Annotated in this window: 16 protein-coding genes; 7 read left to right on the top strand and 9 right to left on the bottom strand. The window is 64.7% G+C overall.

What is annotated here, in order from left to right:
* From ACFOMF_RS00080 to ACFOMF_RS00105, 6 genes are all read right to left on the bottom strand, one after another.
* Window positions 1-2,256: a xanthine dehydrogenase family protein molybdopterin-binding subunit gene (locus ACFOMF_RS00080; protein WP_386359922.1), complete on the bottom strand. Its 2,256-nt coding sequence runs from the start codon at window positions 2,254-2,256 to the stop codon at window positions 1-3.
* Complete coding sequence (locus tag ACFOMF_RS00085; protein ID WP_386359925.1) at window positions 2,253-2,726, bottom strand: (2Fe-2S)-binding protein; 474 nt, start codon at window positions 2,724-2,726, stop codon at window positions 2,253-2,255. Before ACFOMF_RS00085 ends, ACFOMF_RS00080 begins: the two co-directional genes overlap by 4 nt.
* The gene (locus ACFOMF_RS00090) at window positions 2,723-3,949 is read right to left on the bottom strand and encodes a c-type cytochrome (protein ID WP_386359928.1); all 1,227 of its coding nucleotides are present in this window, start codon (window positions 3,947-3,949) and stop codon (window positions 2,723-2,725) included. Before ACFOMF_RS00090 ends, ACFOMF_RS00085 begins: the two co-directional genes overlap by 4 nt.
* A 129-nt stretch (window positions 3,950-4,078) precedes the next feature.
* A complete protein-coding gene (locus ACFOMF_RS00095; RefSeq protein WP_386359931.1) occupies window positions 4,079-4,399 on the bottom strand; it encodes a hypothetical protein in 321 nt (106 codons plus the stop codon).
* A gap of 7 nt (window positions 4,400-4,406) precedes the next feature.
* Window positions 4,407-5,069, bottom strand: coding sequence for an O-methyltransferase (locus tag ACFOMF_RS00100; RefSeq protein ID WP_386359934.1), 663 nt, complete (start codon window positions 5,067-5,069; stop codon window positions 4,407-4,409).
* A gap of 18 nt (window positions 5,070-5,087) precedes the next feature.
* Window positions 5,088-5,615 carry a C40 family peptidase gene (locus ACFOMF_RS00105; RefSeq protein WP_386359937.1) on the bottom strand — a complete coding sequence of 176 codons (528 nt, stop codon included), beginning with the start codon at window positions 5,613-5,615 and terminating at the stop codon, window positions 5,088-5,090.
* 257 nt (window positions 5,616-5,872) lie between these two features.
* On the opposite strand from ACFOMF_RS00105, the gene coxB reads away from it, so the two are divergent.
* Genes coxB through ACFOMF_RS00125 form a run of 4 tightly spaced genes read left to right on the top strand, consistent with a single transcriptional unit; the run spans window position 5,873 to window position 10,145 of the window.
* The gene (gene coxB, locus ACFOMF_RS00110; protein WP_386359940.1) at window positions 5,873-6,997 is read left to right on the top strand and encodes a cytochrome c oxidase subunit II; all 1,125 of its coding nucleotides are present in this window, start codon (window positions 5,873-5,875) and stop codon (window positions 6,995-6,997) included.
* A 9-nt stretch (window positions 6,998-7,006) separates the two neighbouring features.
* On the top strand, window positions 7,007-8,662 hold the full coding sequence (ctaD, locus tag ACFOMF_RS00115; RefSeq protein ID WP_386359943.1) for a cytochrome c oxidase subunit I: 1,656 nt from the start codon (window positions 7,007-7,009) through the stop codon (window positions 8,660-8,662).
* A 29-nt stretch (window positions 8,663-8,691) separates the two neighbouring features.
* On the top strand, window positions 8,692-9,255 hold the full coding sequence (locus ACFOMF_RS00120; protein ID WP_386359946.1) for a cytochrome c oxidase assembly protein: 564 nt from the start codon (window positions 8,692-8,694) through the stop codon (window positions 9,253-9,255).
* Entirely contained in the window at window positions 9,252-10,145 is an 894-nt protein-coding gene (locus tag ACFOMF_RS00125) for a cytochrome c oxidase subunit 3 (RefSeq protein ID WP_386359949.1), read from the top strand. The genes ACFOMF_RS00120 and ACFOMF_RS00125 overlap by 4 nt, the downstream gene beginning before the upstream one ends.
* A 10-nt stretch (window positions 10,146-10,155) precedes the next feature.
* Here ACFOMF_RS00125 and ACFOMF_RS00130 read toward each other — a convergent pair whose 3' ends face one another.
* Window positions 10,156-10,359 carry a twin transmembrane helix small protein gene (locus tag ACFOMF_RS00130; protein WP_386359952.1) on the bottom strand — a complete coding sequence of 68 codons (204 nt, stop codon included), beginning with the start codon at window positions 10,357-10,359 and terminating at the stop codon, window positions 10,156-10,158.
* Between ACFOMF_RS00130 and ACFOMF_RS00135 the strand changes: the two genes are divergently transcribed.
* The 3 genes from ACFOMF_RS00135 (at window position 10,358) to cyoE (ending at window position 12,672) form a co-directional block, all read left to right on the top strand.
* Complete coding sequence (locus ACFOMF_RS00135; protein ID WP_386359954.1) at window positions 10,358-11,146, top strand: SURF1 family protein; 789 nt, start codon at window positions 10,358-10,360, stop codon at window positions 11,144-11,146. The genes ACFOMF_RS00130 and ACFOMF_RS00135 overlap by 2 nt on opposite strands.
* The gene (locus ACFOMF_RS00140) at window positions 11,133-11,690 is read left to right on the top strand and encodes a hypothetical protein (RefSeq protein WP_386359957.1); all 558 of its coding nucleotides are present in this window, start codon (window positions 11,133-11,135) and stop codon (window positions 11,688-11,690) included. Before ACFOMF_RS00135 ends, ACFOMF_RS00140 begins: the two co-directional genes overlap by 14 nt.
* Before the next feature lie 85 nt (window positions 11,691-11,775).
* On the top strand, window positions 11,776-12,672 hold the full coding sequence (gene cyoE / locus ACFOMF_RS00145) for a heme o synthase (protein ID WP_386359960.1): 897 nt from the start codon (window positions 11,776-11,778) through the stop codon (window positions 12,670-12,672).
* A gap of 30 nt (window positions 12,673-12,702) precedes the next feature.
* Here cyoE and ACFOMF_RS00150 read toward each other — a convergent pair whose 3' ends face one another.
* Together ACFOMF_RS00150 and ttcA are read right to left on the bottom strand one after the other, a co-directional pair.
* The gene (locus ACFOMF_RS00150) at window positions 12,703-13,374 is read right to left on the bottom strand and encodes a DNA-3-methyladenine glycosylase I (RefSeq protein WP_386359963.1); all 672 of its coding nucleotides are present in this window, start codon (window positions 13,372-13,374) and stop codon (window positions 12,703-12,705) included.
* Window positions 13,375-13,442: 68 nt separating this feature from the next.
* Window positions 13,443-14,261 carry a tRNA 2-thiocytidine(32) synthetase TtcA gene (gene ttcA / locus ACFOMF_RS00155; protein WP_386359966.1) on the bottom strand — a complete coding sequence of 273 codons (819 nt, stop codon included), beginning with the start codon at window positions 14,259-14,261 and terminating at the stop codon, window positions 13,443-13,445.
* Window positions 14,262-14,489 lie beyond the last annotated feature (228 nt).

Below are 14,489 nucleotides of genomic sequence, written 5' to 3' on the forward strand. Positions count from 1 at the left end.
TCAACCGGCCTCCCAGCCCGCACGCAGGCGCTCGCGGGTCAGCGGCACCTGGCGCAGACGCACCCCGGTGGCAGCGAACAGCGCGTTGGCCACCGCTGCCGGCACCGCTGCCGACGTCGCCTCCCCGGCCCCTACCGAGGGTTTGTTTCGGCGGTCGATCAGGGCGATGCGTACCTCCGGAATTTCCATGAAGGTCAGCAGCGGATAGCTGCCCCATTCAAGACTGCTGACTCCGCTGGCATGGAAGCGAACCTCCTCCTTGAGGGTACGACTCAAGGTCTGCAGGACATTTCCCTCGATCTGGTTGCGCACGCCATCGGGATTGACGATCAGACCGCAATCATGGGCCACCCAGACCTTGAGCACGCGAATCCCCTCCAGGCTGGCCTCGACCTCGACGACCATGCCGACATAGGCGTTCTCGTTCTCGTAGCGCACATAGGACAGGCCACGGCCGCGCACCGGCGAGCCGTCCCAGCGCGGCGGCGGTGCGAGCGGTGCCGGCTCCCAGCCCGCCAACCGCGCCGCGCGCTCGAGCACAGCCTGGGCTCGCGAGTCGCGCAGGTAGCGCAGGCGGAATTCCAGCGGGTCGATGCCCACGCGGTGGGCCAACTCGTCCATGAAGGACTCGTTGGCAAAGGTGTTCTGTACCGCGCCCAGCCCCCGCAGCGCCGAGGGCCGCAGCGGCGAACGGGAGACTGGCAGCACATGGCTGATGACCCGGCAATGGGCGAACCCGTAGTCGACCGGCGCGTTGCGCCCATTGCCCGACGCCCCGTCCGGCAGCTCGAGCCCTCTGGCCAACTGCCCCGCCAGCAGAGTGGCGGCACCCCCGGCACGTCCTGGTCGGGTACTGTGCGTGGAGCTCCAGTTGTCGAACTGCCAGGCGGCGATTTCCCCGTGCCGGTCCAATCCTCCTCTGAGCCGCATGACCATGGCCGGCCCCTTGGGATTCCAGCCGTGCTCATCGGCACGCGACCATTGCACACGCACCGGCCGACCGCTCAGGCGCGACAGCAGGGCGGCGTCCCCGGCCACGTCATCGGCGCCGTTGTGCCCATAGCAGCCAGACGCCTCGACGAAGATCACCCTGACGGCATGCTCGTCCAGGCCGAGCAACTCGGCCAGCGCCGCGCGCAGCGGATAGACGCCCTGGGTGCCGGACCAGACGGTCGCTTCGTCATCCCCCACATCGGCTACTGCACAGGACGGGCCGATGCTGTCATGGTTCTGAAACGGCCAGCGATACTCGGCCTCGTGCACCTGCTCGAGTTGCGCGAAACGTGTCTCGACATCACCCTTGTCCTGCACGCGATGCTCGCGTGTCGCACCAGCCAGCAGATGTTCGTGCAGGGCGCTCATGGGTGGCAGGTCGCGACTGACTTCCCAGTCCAGCCGAACGGCCCTGGCAGCCTGTATCGCCAGCCATTCATCCTCCGCCACCACCCCGACGAAATTGCCCTCGCGCAGCAACTGCGCACCAGCGGGCAGCGCGCTGTCGTCGATCGAGCGCAGCCGTGCCCGGGGGGTGCTGACCCCGGTGCAGGGCGGCCGCAGCACTCGCCCGTGGAGCATGCCGGGCAGGCGGATGTCCTGAACGAAGCGGTAGTCGCCGAACACCTTGGGTGGGATATCGACCCGGGGCACCGAGGTGCCGACCAGGCGATAGCGGGCCACCGGCAGCAAGGCTGCATCCGGGTCGACCCGACGCGCGAAGCCCTCTCCGTCCAGCAACTCGGTAAAAGCCAGCGAGCGCCCATCCGCAGCGCGCACCCGGCCGTCGTGACAGTGCAGCGCGGCCGCCGGCAGCCTCAGGTGTTCGCCAGCCCGCGAAAGCAGTTCTTGCCGGGCGCTGGCAGCGGCCCGACGCAGCTGGGCACCGCCGCGCTGGATGGTCTTGCTGCCAGCAGTCAGACCCTGATCCGGCGTCAGCCAGGTGTCACCCTGGATGATCGAGGTGCTGGCAAAAGCGACGCAGAGTTCCTCGGCCACGATCTGTCGCAACGCCGTTTCGACCCCGGTCCCAAGTTCCACCTTGCCGCTGTAGATCACCACACGTCCATCTTCGAGCAGCACCAGCCAGGCATCGACCTCACCAACATCGAGCAGCGTCTTGTCGACGCCGTCGATGCGATTGGCCTCGTCACCGGTGACCAGCTCAACGGCCAGGGCGCCCAGCGGATGCTGCAGACTGAAGCCCACCAGCAGCGCCGACAGACCGCCCAGGAATCGCCGCCGATCGAAGCCTTCGCTCATGCGCTGCGCTCCTTGCGCAAGTTCTGTGCGGCACGCTGCACCGCGCGGACGATGCGCAAGTGCGTGCCACAGCCACACAGGTGGGCCGACAACGCCTGCTTGATTTCCTCATCGCCAGGGTCTGGATTGCGCAGCAGCAGCGCCTGGGCGCCGATGATCATGCCGGGGATGCAGTAACCGCACTGCACCGCCTGTTCCTCGATAAAGGCCTGTTGCAGCGCATGCGGTCGCTCGGCGCTGCCCAGCCCTTCCAGGGTGGTGACAGGACGATCGATGACCGACGACACCGGCAGCACGCAGGAGCGCAGCGGACGCCCTTCCACCAGCACGGCGCAGGCGCCGCATTCGGCAAGGCCACAGCCGAATTTCGGTCCCTTGAGTCCGAGGCTGTTGCGCAACGCGTAGAGCAGCGGCGTTTGCGGATCGATGTCCAGGCGATGCCGGGTGTCATTGATGGTCAGTTCGATCATTCGGGGGCTTCCTGACGCAGGCGGGCCACCTCGGCGGCATCGAACGCCCCTTCGTGACCGCCGTAGCGGCGTGCAATAAGGGTCGCCAGGGCCGCAATCTGCGTGTCGGTCAGCAGGTCACGGTAGGCCGGCATGAAGAAGTCGCGATCCTGCCCCTGACGCTCCAGCCCGTGCAGCAGGACCTTGATGAGGTTGCGCCCGGAAGGGTCGCGCACCGCCGAGTAGTTGGGAAAGGAGCTCGGGTAGGGGCCTGCCACGCCGCGACCGTTCGGCAGATGGCAACTTTCGCAGGCGCTGATCAGCAGAAGCTCGGCTCCGGCGTCGCGCGACCCAGGCTCGCCCGGCTGGATTTCCTCGCGTGCCGGTACCTGCCCCGGACGCGCCGGCATATTCATGAGATAGGCGGCCATGGCGGCCAGATCGCCATCGCTCAGATGGCGCAGGCTGCTGCTGACCACCGCCGCCATGGGGCCGGCCGCGACCGCCTCGCCGCGCTGGTGGCCATTGCGCAGATAGTTGATCAGCTTGTCCTGCGACCAGTTGCCGATGCCGCGGGGGCCGGGGGTGATGTTCCAGGCGGCCCAGCCGCCCTGCACCGCCCCGGCGTAATGCCGATCGCGATCGAGCCCCTGACTCCAGGTGCGCGGGGTATGGCATTCGCCACAGTGCCCGAGCGCCTCGCTCAAGTAGGCACCGCGGGCCACCTGCGGGTCGTCATAGGCGGTTGGATCGAAGCGCCTCTGCTCGAGGTTGAGCCACTTCCAGGGGCCCATCAGGGTGCGGTTGCCAAACGGCAGGCGCCCCTGATTGGGCGGCGGTCGGTAGTCGACTGCAGGCTGGGTGTCGAGATACGCCTTGATCGCCAGAACATCTTCGCGGCTCAGCAAGGTGTAAGCCGTGTAGGGAAAGGCCGGGTACAGGTGTTCTCCATCCGGGCGAACGCCCTCGTGCATGGCTCGCAGGAAGTCCTCGTCGCTCCAGTCGCCCAGTCCGGTGCTGGAATCAGGCGTGATGTTGGTCGAGTAGAGGATGCCGAAAGGCGTGACGAATCGCACCCCGCCGGCAAAGGGCTCGCCGCCCGGCCGAGTATGGCAACCCATGCAGTTGCCGGCGCGACTGAGGTATTCACCGTGCCGTTCCAGTGCGTCGCCCGCCTGGCCACCCGTCATCAGGCTCATCCCGACCGCCGCACCGACCATCCGTCTTGTCGTCATCTTGAGCATGGCGATCCCTGAAGCCTGACGCCAATTCATTGCGTTCAGAGCATGGCCTACCGACCGGCCCACGGCGACCGGGTTCGCGTTATCCCGCGCCTGGTAATGCTTCAGCATTTTTCCGACCTTAGCGCTCGGTCACCCTTTGGGCACGAATCCCGCGGGCTTTCCGGCCAGCCAACTGATGAAGTCACGCATGCGCGGATCTCCCAGCAGGGCCTCACGACTGTTGTAATCGAGGGCCAGCGCCCTTTCGCTGAACACCTTGTGGATCTGGTTGTGACAAGGGCGGCAGACCCATAGCGTGGCGGTGATGCGCTCATGACGCGGATACCGCTTGCGCACGTAGGCCTTACCATGCAGCGCCTTGGGGATCAGATGATGACGCGTCAGCGGCGCCGCCCGCCCGCAGAGCTCGCAAGCGTCCGGTTGCGGCGGCAGGCGGATGGTTTCGCCCATCGTCCTTTCAACGCTTGCGGCAGAGGGTCAGCCCATCGCCCAGCGGCAGCAGCGACAGATCGATCCGCTGGTCATCCCTGAGCCTGCGATTGAGGGTCTGAATGGCACGGGTATCAGCGCTCTCAGGGTCTTCTTCCAATACCCGGCCGCTCCACAGGGTGTTGTCGAACAGCAGTAGCCCGCCCGGGCACAGCAGGCTCAGGGCCCGCTCCAGGTACTGAGGGTAGTTGCCCTTGTCGGCGTCGATGAAGATCAGGTCGAACCCCTCTGCCCAGCCCGACGCGAGCAGCGCATCGAGACTGTCCAGGGCCGGTCCGAGGCGCAATTCGATACGCTCGGCAACGCCCGCCTCATCGAAATAGGCCCGGGCGATATCGTTGTAGTCGCCCGGCAGGTCGCAGGCGATCAGGCGGCCGTCTGGCCCCATGGCCTCGGCCATGCAGAGGGTGCTGTAGCCGGTGAAGGTGCCCACTTCGAGAATTCGCCGGGCACCGATCAGCCTGACCAACAATGCGAGAAACTGGCCTTGCTCAGGGGCGACCTGCCAGTTGGGATTGGCGCCGGCCTGGGTCTGCTCGCGCAACCGCCGCAACAGTGGCGTCTCGCGCAGCGAGACCTGAATCAGATAGTCGTAGAGCCGGTCATCCAACTCCAGGGTGCGCTGGGTCATGTCTGTCCCGCTGCGCCGTCAGGGATTTCGCGCGAGCTGCTCGTGCTCCAGCACCCGTCGTGCGCTCAGATAGGTGTTCTGCCAATAACCGTTGGAGAGGCTGTCCAGGCGAACCGTTCCGCCGGAGGATGGTGCATGGACGAAACGCCCGTCACCCACGTAGATACCGGCATGGCTGACACGGCGTCCGCCGTTGGTGGCAAAGAAAACCAGGTCGCCGGCACGCAGGCTGTCGCGCTTCACCTGCGCGGCAGACATACGGCTCATTTCGGTGGTGGTGCGCGGTAGTGCGATGCCCGCCACGTCGTTGTAGACGTAGCCGATCAGCCCGCTGCAGTCGAAACCGCTTTCCGGCGTATTGCCGCCCCAGCGGTAGGGCGTCCCCACCAGTCCAAGGGCGCGGAACAGCACATCATGGGCGACGGGCGATGCCACCTGCGGCGCAGGGGCGGGAGACTCGGATACGAGGGGTGGCGGGGTATGGCTGGCACAGGCGCTGAGCAGCGCGGCGGCCAGGATCAGGCTGGGTCGGATCATGGCGGACATGGCGGCTTCCCGAAATCGATCGAGCTACTTTGCCGGGAGCCCAGGAACACTGCAAGCCTTTGGCCAGTATCTGTTTTTTTCAGCCTGTCGCGACTCGCGTTGCGCCTGCTGGTTCCCTGTCTATACTCCGATCAAGCGATAGCCAGCCGTCTCGACAACGCATCGAGCCAGCTGCCGTCGCTGGCGAATCCTGCAGTCTCGCGCTCCCTTGGCCACCGCCGGCGGCGGAATAACAAGAACGATAAGGGGAATCCGCAATGAGGCGACACCCATGCGTGTGGATGGGCGCTGCACTCTGTTTGCCAGTCAGCCAGGCCCGCGCGGCCTGGGAGGTAAACATGCCGCGTGGCGCCACCGAGATCAGCCGCTCGGTGTTCGATCTGCACATGACCATCTTCTGGATCTGCGTGGCCATCGGTGTCCTGGTGTTTTCGGCGATGTTCTGGTCGATCTGGCGCCATCGCCGCTCGCGGGGCCATCAGCCCGCCCGCTTCCACGAAAACACCCGGGTCGAAATCCTCTGGACCATCGTTCCGCTGCTGATCCTGGTCGGCATGGCGGTCCCGGCCACCCGCACCCTGATTCACATCTACGACACCTCCGAGCCGGACCTCGACGTGCAGGTCACCGGCTATCAGTGGCGCTGGCACTACAAGTACCTGGGCGAGGACGTTGAGTTCTTCAGCAACATGTCCACGCCCCGCGAGCAGATCAATAACGAGCAGGCCAAAGGTGAGCACTACCTGCTCGAAGTGGACGAGCCGCTGGTGCTGCCGGCCGGGGCCAAGGTGCGTTTCCTGTTTACCGCTGCCGACGTGATCCATTCCTGGTGGGTGCCGGCGCTGGCGGTGAAGAAGGACGCCATTCCCGGCTTCATCAACGAGTCCTGGACCCGTGTCGACGAACCCGGCCTGTATCGCGGCCAGTGCACCGAGCTCTGCGGACGCGATCACGCCTTCATGCCTGTGGTGGTGGATGTCATGAGCCCGGAGGACTTCTCCATCTGGCTGGCGGCCAAGAAGGCCGACGCCGCGGCGCTGGAGGCACTCGCCGGCCAGGCGTGGACGCTCGCCGAACTGGCCGAGCGTGGCGAGAAGGTCTACCAGACCAGTTGCCTGGCCTGTCACCAGGCCAATGGCGAAGGCATCCCGCCGGTGTTCCCGGGGCTCAGGGGCTCGGCCGTGGTGAAAGGCGGCATGGAAGAGCATCTGCGCATCGTCGTCAATGGCGTTCCCGGCACGTCGATGCAAGCCTTCGGGCCACAGCTGTCCGACCTCGACATTGCCGCGGTGATCACCTACGAGCGCAACGCCTGGGGCAATGATGTCGGCGACATGGTCACGCCCGAAGACGTGTTGACCTTCAGACAATCGCAGCCCTAGGAGGCTCGCATGAGTGCCGTGATCGAAGAACGGGGGGTGCACGATGCCCACCAGGCGCACGCTGTACCTCCGAAGGGCGCGATGCGCTGGCTGTTGTCCACCAATCACAAGGACATCGGCACGATGTACCTGTGGTTCAGCTTCGCAGCCTTCCTGCTCGGCGGCTCGATGGCCATGATCATACGTGCCGAACTGTTCCAGCCGGGCCTGCAGATCGTGCAGCCGGAATTCTTCAACCAGATGACCACCATGCATGGCCTGATCATGGTGTTCGGCGCCGTGATGCCCGCCTTCGTCGGGCTGGCCAACTGGATGGTCCCGATGATGATCGGCGCACCCGACATGGCCCTGCCCAGGCTGAACAACTTCAGCTTCTGGCTGCTGCCGGCGGCCTTCGGCCTCTTGATCTCCACCCTGTTCATGCCCGGTGGCGGGCCGAATTTCGGCTGGACCTTCTACGCACCGCTATCCACCACCTACGCACCGGAGAGCGTTACTTTCTTCATCTTCGCCGTGCACCTGATGGGTATCAGCTCGATACTCGGGGCCATCAACATCATCGCCACCATTCTCAACATGCGCGCCCCCGGCATGACGCCGATGAAGATGCCGCTGTTCGTGTGGAACTGGCTGATCACCGCTTTCCTGCTTATCGCCGTGATGCCGGTGCTGGCCGGCGTGGTGACCATGATGCTGATGGATATCCACTTCGGCACCAGCTTCTTCGACGCAGCCGGCGGCGGCGACCCGGTCCTGTTCCAGCATGTGTTCTGGTTTTTCGGGCACCCCGAGGTGTACATCATGATCCTGCCGGCGTTCGGCGCGGTGAGCATGATCATCCCGGCGTTCTCGCGCAAACCGCTGTTCGGCTATGCCTCGATGGTCTACGCCACCATCGCCATCGCGCTGCTGTCGTTCCTGGTCTGGGCGCACCACATGTTCGTGGTGGGCGTGCCGCTGGCCGGGCAGCTGTTCTTCATGTACGCCACCATGCTGATCGCGGTGCCCACCGGGGTGAAGGTATTCAACTGGGTCAGCACCATGTGGCGCGGCTCGCTCAGCTTCGAGGCGCCGATGCTGTTCGCTGTGGCCTTCGTCATCCTGTTCACCATCGGCGGCTTCTCCGGGCTGATGCTGGCCATCGCCCCGGCGGACTTCCAGTACCACGACACCTATTTCGTGGTCGCGCACTTCCACTATGTACTGGTGCCCGGGGCGATCTTCGGCATCTTCGCCTCGGCGTATTTCTGGCTGCCGAAGTGGACCGGTCACATGTACGACGAGCGCCTGGCCAAGGTGCATTTCTGGGTGTCTTTCGTGGCGATGAACCTGGCCTTCTTCCCGATGCACTTCCTGGGCCTGGCCGGCATGCCACGACGCATCCCGGACTACAACCTGCAATTCGCCGACTTCAACATGGTGTCCTCCATTGGCGCCTTCGCCTTTGGCGCCACCCAGTTGCTGTTCCTGTACATCGTCATCAAATGCATCCTGGGCGGCAAACCGGCTCCGGCCAAACCCTGGGACGGCGCCGAGGGGCTCGAGTGGACGGTACCCTCGCCCGCCCCCTGGCACACGTTCACCTGCCCGCCGGACATGCACCCGAAACATGCCCACCGCGCCGTCGGCCTGGGTGACGAGGACAAGTCCGATGAGCGCCATTGACAGCGCCAGCGGCGCAAGGCGGAACGGCCATGAATGATTCCCGCGCCAACACACGGCTGGTCCGTCGGCTACTGCTGGTTCCGATCGTCATGTTCGGCTTCGGCTTTGCCTTGGTGCCGCTGTACGACGTGCTCTGCGAAGCTTTCGGCATCAACGGCAAGACCGCTGGGGCCTATACGGGTGTACAACACGTGGACGAGTCGCGCGAGGTACGGGTGCAGTTTCTCTCTATCAACTCTTCGGGCATGACCTGGGAGTTTCACCCACGCGAGCATTCGGTGGTGGTTCGTCCGGGCGAGACCAACGAGATGGTATTCATCGCCCACAACCCCGGCAGCCGGCCGATGACCGGCCAGGCGGTTCCCAGCGTAGCTCCGGCCAAGGCGGCCGCGTGGTTTCACAAGACCGAGTGCTTCTGCTTCACCCAGCAGGTACTGCAAGCCGGGGAACGGATCGAGATGCCGGTGCGTTTCATCGTCGACCGCGCGCTACCCGCTGATGTGCACCAGGTCACCCTGGCCTACACCCTGTTCGACATCACAGCGCGCATGCCACCCGTCACTGCTTCCGGCCGGCCAGGAGAACGACCATGACCACGCCGCCCCATGAGAACTACTACGTTCCGGAACGCAGCCACTGGCCCATAGTCGCGTCCATCAGCCTGCTGATACTGGTCGCGGGGCTCGCCACCTGGCTGAATGACTTGACCGCCAACCGCGACCGTATCCTCGGCCCGGCGATTTTTTTCGTCGGCGCGATGTTCGTGGCCTGGATGCTGTTCGGCTGGTTCGGCAGCGTGGTCCGCGAAGCCCGCGCCGGACTCTACAGTGCGCAGATGGACCGCTCGTTCCGCTGGACCATGGGCTGGTTCATCTTTTCCGAAGTGATGCTGTTCGCCGCGTTGTTCGGCGCGCTGTTCTATATCCGCTACTGGGTAGGCCCCTGGCTGGCCGGCGAGGGCGAGAAAGGCATGTCCAACCTGCTATGGCCGGGCTTCGAGTACAGCTGGCCTTTGCTGGAGAATCCCGATCCGCGGCGCTTTCCTTCTCCCGCGGGGGTGATCAATCCCTGGACACTGCCGCTGCTGAACACCGTCCTGCTGGTCAGCTCGAGCCTGACCCTGACCCTGGCGCACCATGCGCTGAAGAAGGATCGGCGCGGATCGCTGAAGGCCTGGCTCGGCCTGACCCTGGTCCTTGGCGCGGTCTTCCTGACACTGCAGGGGCTGGAATATCTGCATGCCTACCGGGACTTGGGGCTGACCCTGGGTTCGGGCATCTACGGCGCCACCTTCTTCATGCTCACAGGCTTCCATGGTGCCCATGTAACCCTGGGCGCCATCATCCTGCTGGTGATGTTCATCCGCATCCTGCGCGGCCATTTCACGCCCCAGCAGCACTTTGGCTTCGAGGCGGCGGCGTGGTACTGGCATTTCGTGGATGTGGTGTGGATCGGACTGTTCGTGTTCGTGTACGTGATCTAGAGAACACGGTTTACCAGGTGACCCGGGAGATCAGCTGTCCGCTGTAGAAGCCCCAGCCGATCAGCGCGACGGTCAGTACAGTAAGCGCCACACGGAGAAACAAGGCGTTGATCAGCCGGTTGCCCCGGCCCTCGTCTTTCACCAGATAGAACAGACCGCTGAACAAGCTTGCCACGGTAGCCAGCAGCAACAGGACGATCGAGACCTTGAGCATGCGCGACTCGGATAACAAGGGGGGTGCCGTGCAGTATAGCCTTCCACCCGACGGCATCCTGGCCCGGCTCGTCGGCGGATTTCGCTCCGGCTGGCTGCCCACGGTGCTGGTCTGCCTGCTTTTGCCGAGCCTGGTCTGGCTGGGGACCTGGCAACTGGCGCGAGCCGATGAAAAACGCAGCCTGCTGGCTCAGTACGAAGCACGCCGCAGCGCCGAACCGGTGGCCCTGACATCCCTGGACGGCGCCGCCGACCCCGCGTACCGCCGGGTACGCCTGCTGGGCCGCTTCGATGGGAGGCACAGCCTGCTGCTGGACAGCCGCATCCAGGCCGGACAGGTCGGCGTGGAACTGCTGCAGCCGTTCAGCGACCGGTTGAGCGGCCTGCAGGTGCTGGTCAACCGTGGCTGGCTGGTCTGGCCGGATCGTCGTCAGCCAGTGCTGTTCGACACCCCCGAGCAGGTGATCGAGCTCAACGGCTGGATCTACCTGCCCCCTGGCAAGGGCCTGCGATTGAGCGAGGTTGAGGGCAAGGGCTGGCCACGGCTGATCAATCGGGTCGAGCCGTCTGCGCTCTGGCTGCAACTGGCGGTGGAAGGCTATCCCCATGAGGTGCGGCTGGAGCCTGGACCCGCGGCGCTGACAGTAGACTGGCCGGTGGTCGCCACCAGCCCCGACATGCACCTGGGCTATGCGGTCCAATGGTTTGCCCTGGCGGCCGCGCTGCTTGGTTTGTTCATTTACCTGGGAATCTACAACGCACGGGAGGCACGTCATGGAAACCCCTGATACCCAACGACGCCGAGGCCGGCTGCAACTGCTGCTGATCCTCGGCCTGGTCATCGCGCCCATGGTGCTGGCAAGCGCCATGTATCACCTGCGTTTCTGGGTACCCGAGGGCCGCAGCTACCACGGCGAACTGCTCGCCGACGGCCGCACCCTCGCTGACCTCGGCATCACCACCGATGCACGGCATTGGCAACTGCTGGTGACCGAGACCGGCCCCTGCGCGGAAGACTGTCAGACCCTCGTCTACCTGGCTCGCCAGATCAACATCGGCCTTGGCCGCGAAGCCGACCGCGCCGGCCACGCCCTGGCACTGACCCTGCCGCTGGCACCGGAATACGCCGAACGGCTGCAGCGCGAGTACCCGCGCCTGCAGCATTACCCGCTGGATCTGCAGCGCTACAGTGGTAATGCCAGCCCTGGCGGCGCTCAGCTCTGGGTGATCGATCCGCATGGCAATCTGGTCCTGCGCTACGACGCCAAGGCCAGGGGCAAGGCGATCCTCGGGGACCTCAAGCAACTGCTGAAACTGTCGAGGATCGGCTGATGGCTCTGGCTGTTTCGCTAGCCGTCTGGCTAGCCAGCACCCCGCTCTACCCCACGCGAATCGCTCGCCAGACGAGGGCATGACCATGACGACCTTGACCACCCGAAGTGTCCGCGCCGGCTGGCGCGATTATCTGGAGCTGACCAAACCTCGGGTGGTCATGCTGATGCTGATCACCTCGCTGGTGGGGATGTTTCTGGCAAGCCGCGCTGGCGTCGCCTGGAGCGTGCTGCTGTTCGGCAACCTGGGCATCGCCCTGTGTGCCGGCAGCGCCGCGGCGGTCAATCATGTGGTGGATCGGCGCATCGATTCGATCATGGCGCGCACGCGCAAGCGGCCGCTCGCCGAGGGCCGGGTGTCACCGGCCGCGGCTCTGCTGTTCGCCCTGGTTCTGGCGCTGGCCGGTCAGGCGCTGCTGCTGAGCTTCACCAACCCGCTCACAGCCTGGCTGACACTGGCGTCACTGCTGGGCTACGCGGTGATCTACACCGGATTTCTCAAGCGCCTGACACCACAGAACATCGTCATCGGCGGCCTGGCCGGTGCCGCCCCTCCCATGCTCGGCTGGGTCGCGGTGACCGGTCACCTCTCGGCCGAACCACTGCTGCTGGTGCTGATCATCTTTGCCTGGACGCCGCCTCACTTCTGGGCCCTGGCGATCCATCGCAAAGAGGAATACGCCAAGGCGAACATCCCCATGCTGCCGGTGACCCATGGCGTCGCCTACACCAAGCTGCACATTTTCTTCTACACCCTGGTGCTCTTTGCCGTCAGCCTGCTGCCCTTCGCCATCCACATGAGCGGATTGCTCTATCTCGCCAGCGCCATCGCCCTCGGCGCGCGCTTCCTGTACTGGGCCCTGGTCCTCTACCGCGACACTCGCCCGAACGCTGCCCTGGCCACCTTCAAATACAGCATCTGGTACCTGTTCTTGCTGTTCATCGCGCTGCTGGTGGACCATTACCTGGTGCTGCTGCACTAGCTGCGCCCGCTGAGGTGCCATTGCAGGTCTTCAGTGATTCACGGTATGGCCGAGCATCACCGAGAGCTGGCACAGCGGCCGGCCGCTCTCGGCCTGCCAGGCGTTGAAGGCGGCCTGCACCCGGGCAAGGTCACGCCGGCTGGTGGCGGCCTTGTCGATGACGCCCTGGGCCCGCAGCGCGGCGACGACATCTTCAGTGAGGATAAAGGTGTCCTTGCCGACCATGCGCAAGAACCTCGGCGCCGACAGCCCACCCATCTGATTGCCACGCTTGGCCAGCAAGTGCCAGAGATCGACGATCTCGGTCACCGGCCACTCGGCGATCAAGGCGCCAAAGCTGCCTCGCTCGCGGGCGACATCAAGTATGAATTGCGCGTTCTGCGGCACGCTCTTGAGCTTGGCCAGATGGCGAATCAGCCGCACGTCCTGCATCAGCCGTTCGAGATGCTCGCCACTCATGAGCACGACCTTTTCAGGGTCGAAGCCAAAGAACATCTCCTCGAACGCCGGCCACTTCGCATCCACCAGGCTGTGCTTGAGCCCGGCCCGAAAGATCCGCAGGCTCATCGCCGACAGGTAGCGATCATCCGGCATGCGCTGCAAGACATTAACGCTCTGTGGCACCGACAAGCGCGCCTCCAGCGCCTCGGCCGAGCCGAAGCGGTTGAGGCAGTATTCATTGAGCCATTGATAGGAATGCATGGGCGAGGCCTGAAGGCTGGGCGCGAGAGCCGAGCGGACCAGGTCCGCGCCGGCTGTCATTGGCGGGTCTAGAGGTTCATCACTTCCACGAAGCGCGGTGGAGCGTCGTGATCGATGCGCAGGCTGGCAAAGTCGAACAGGCTGCGGTCGGCCAGCTGCGACGGGACCACGTTCTGCAGGGCGCGGAACATGATCTCGGTGCGGCCAGGCGAGTTGCGCTCCCATTCACGCAGCATCTCCTTGACCACCTGGCGCTGCAGATTTTCCTGCGAGCCACAGAGGTTGCAGGGAATGATGGGGAACTCCTTCATCCGTGCGTAGGCCTCGATGTCCAGCTCGCTGCAGTAGGCCAGTGGGCGGATCACAACGTTGCGTCCATCGTCGGAGCGCAGCTTGGGCGGCATGGCCTTGAGCGTGCCGCCGTAGAAGAAGTTGAGAAAGAAAGTCTCGAGGATGTCGTCGCGATGATGCCCCAGGGCCATCTTGGTGGCGCCGATCTCGTCGGCAAAGGTGTAGAGGGTGCCGCGGCGCAACCTTGAACACAGCGAACAGGTGGTCTTGCCTTCCGGGATCTTCTCCTTCACCACCGAGTAGGTGTCCTTCTCGACGATGTGGTAGGCGACGCCGATGGACTGCAGATATTCCGGCAGGACGTGCTCCGGGAAGCCGGGCTGTTTCTGGTCCATGTTCACGGCCACGATCTCGAAGCGGATCGGCGCGACCTTCTGCAGGTACAGCAGCACGTCAAGCAAGGTGTAGCTGTCCTTGCCGCCAGACAGGCAGACCATCACCTTGTCGCCTTCCTCGATCATGTTGAAGTCGGTGACCGCTTCGCCGGCCAGCCGGCGGAGACGCTTTTGCAGCTTGTTCTGGTTGACCGAGACCATGGCGTAATGCGTTCCGAAAGACGAAAGGCGGGCATTTTACGCGCAAATCCCGGTCGCCCCAATCCGCCAGTCGCCAGAAAAAGACCGAACCGCTATCAGCCTTGGTCCGCAAGCTCCCAAACGCTCTAATGGCAACCCGTACGGCCGACCCGCCTTAACTAGACTCAAGGATGAAGCGGGCCTCTCCGACGGCCCCGATGCGCCCCCCGGCAGCTACTGAGGAGAATG

It is taken from the genome of Stutzerimonas tarimensis (assembly GCF_042648805.1).
GTDB classification, from domain to species: Bacteria; Pseudomonadota; Gammaproteobacteria; order Pseudomonadales; family Pseudomonadaceae; genus Azomonas; species Azomonas tarimensis.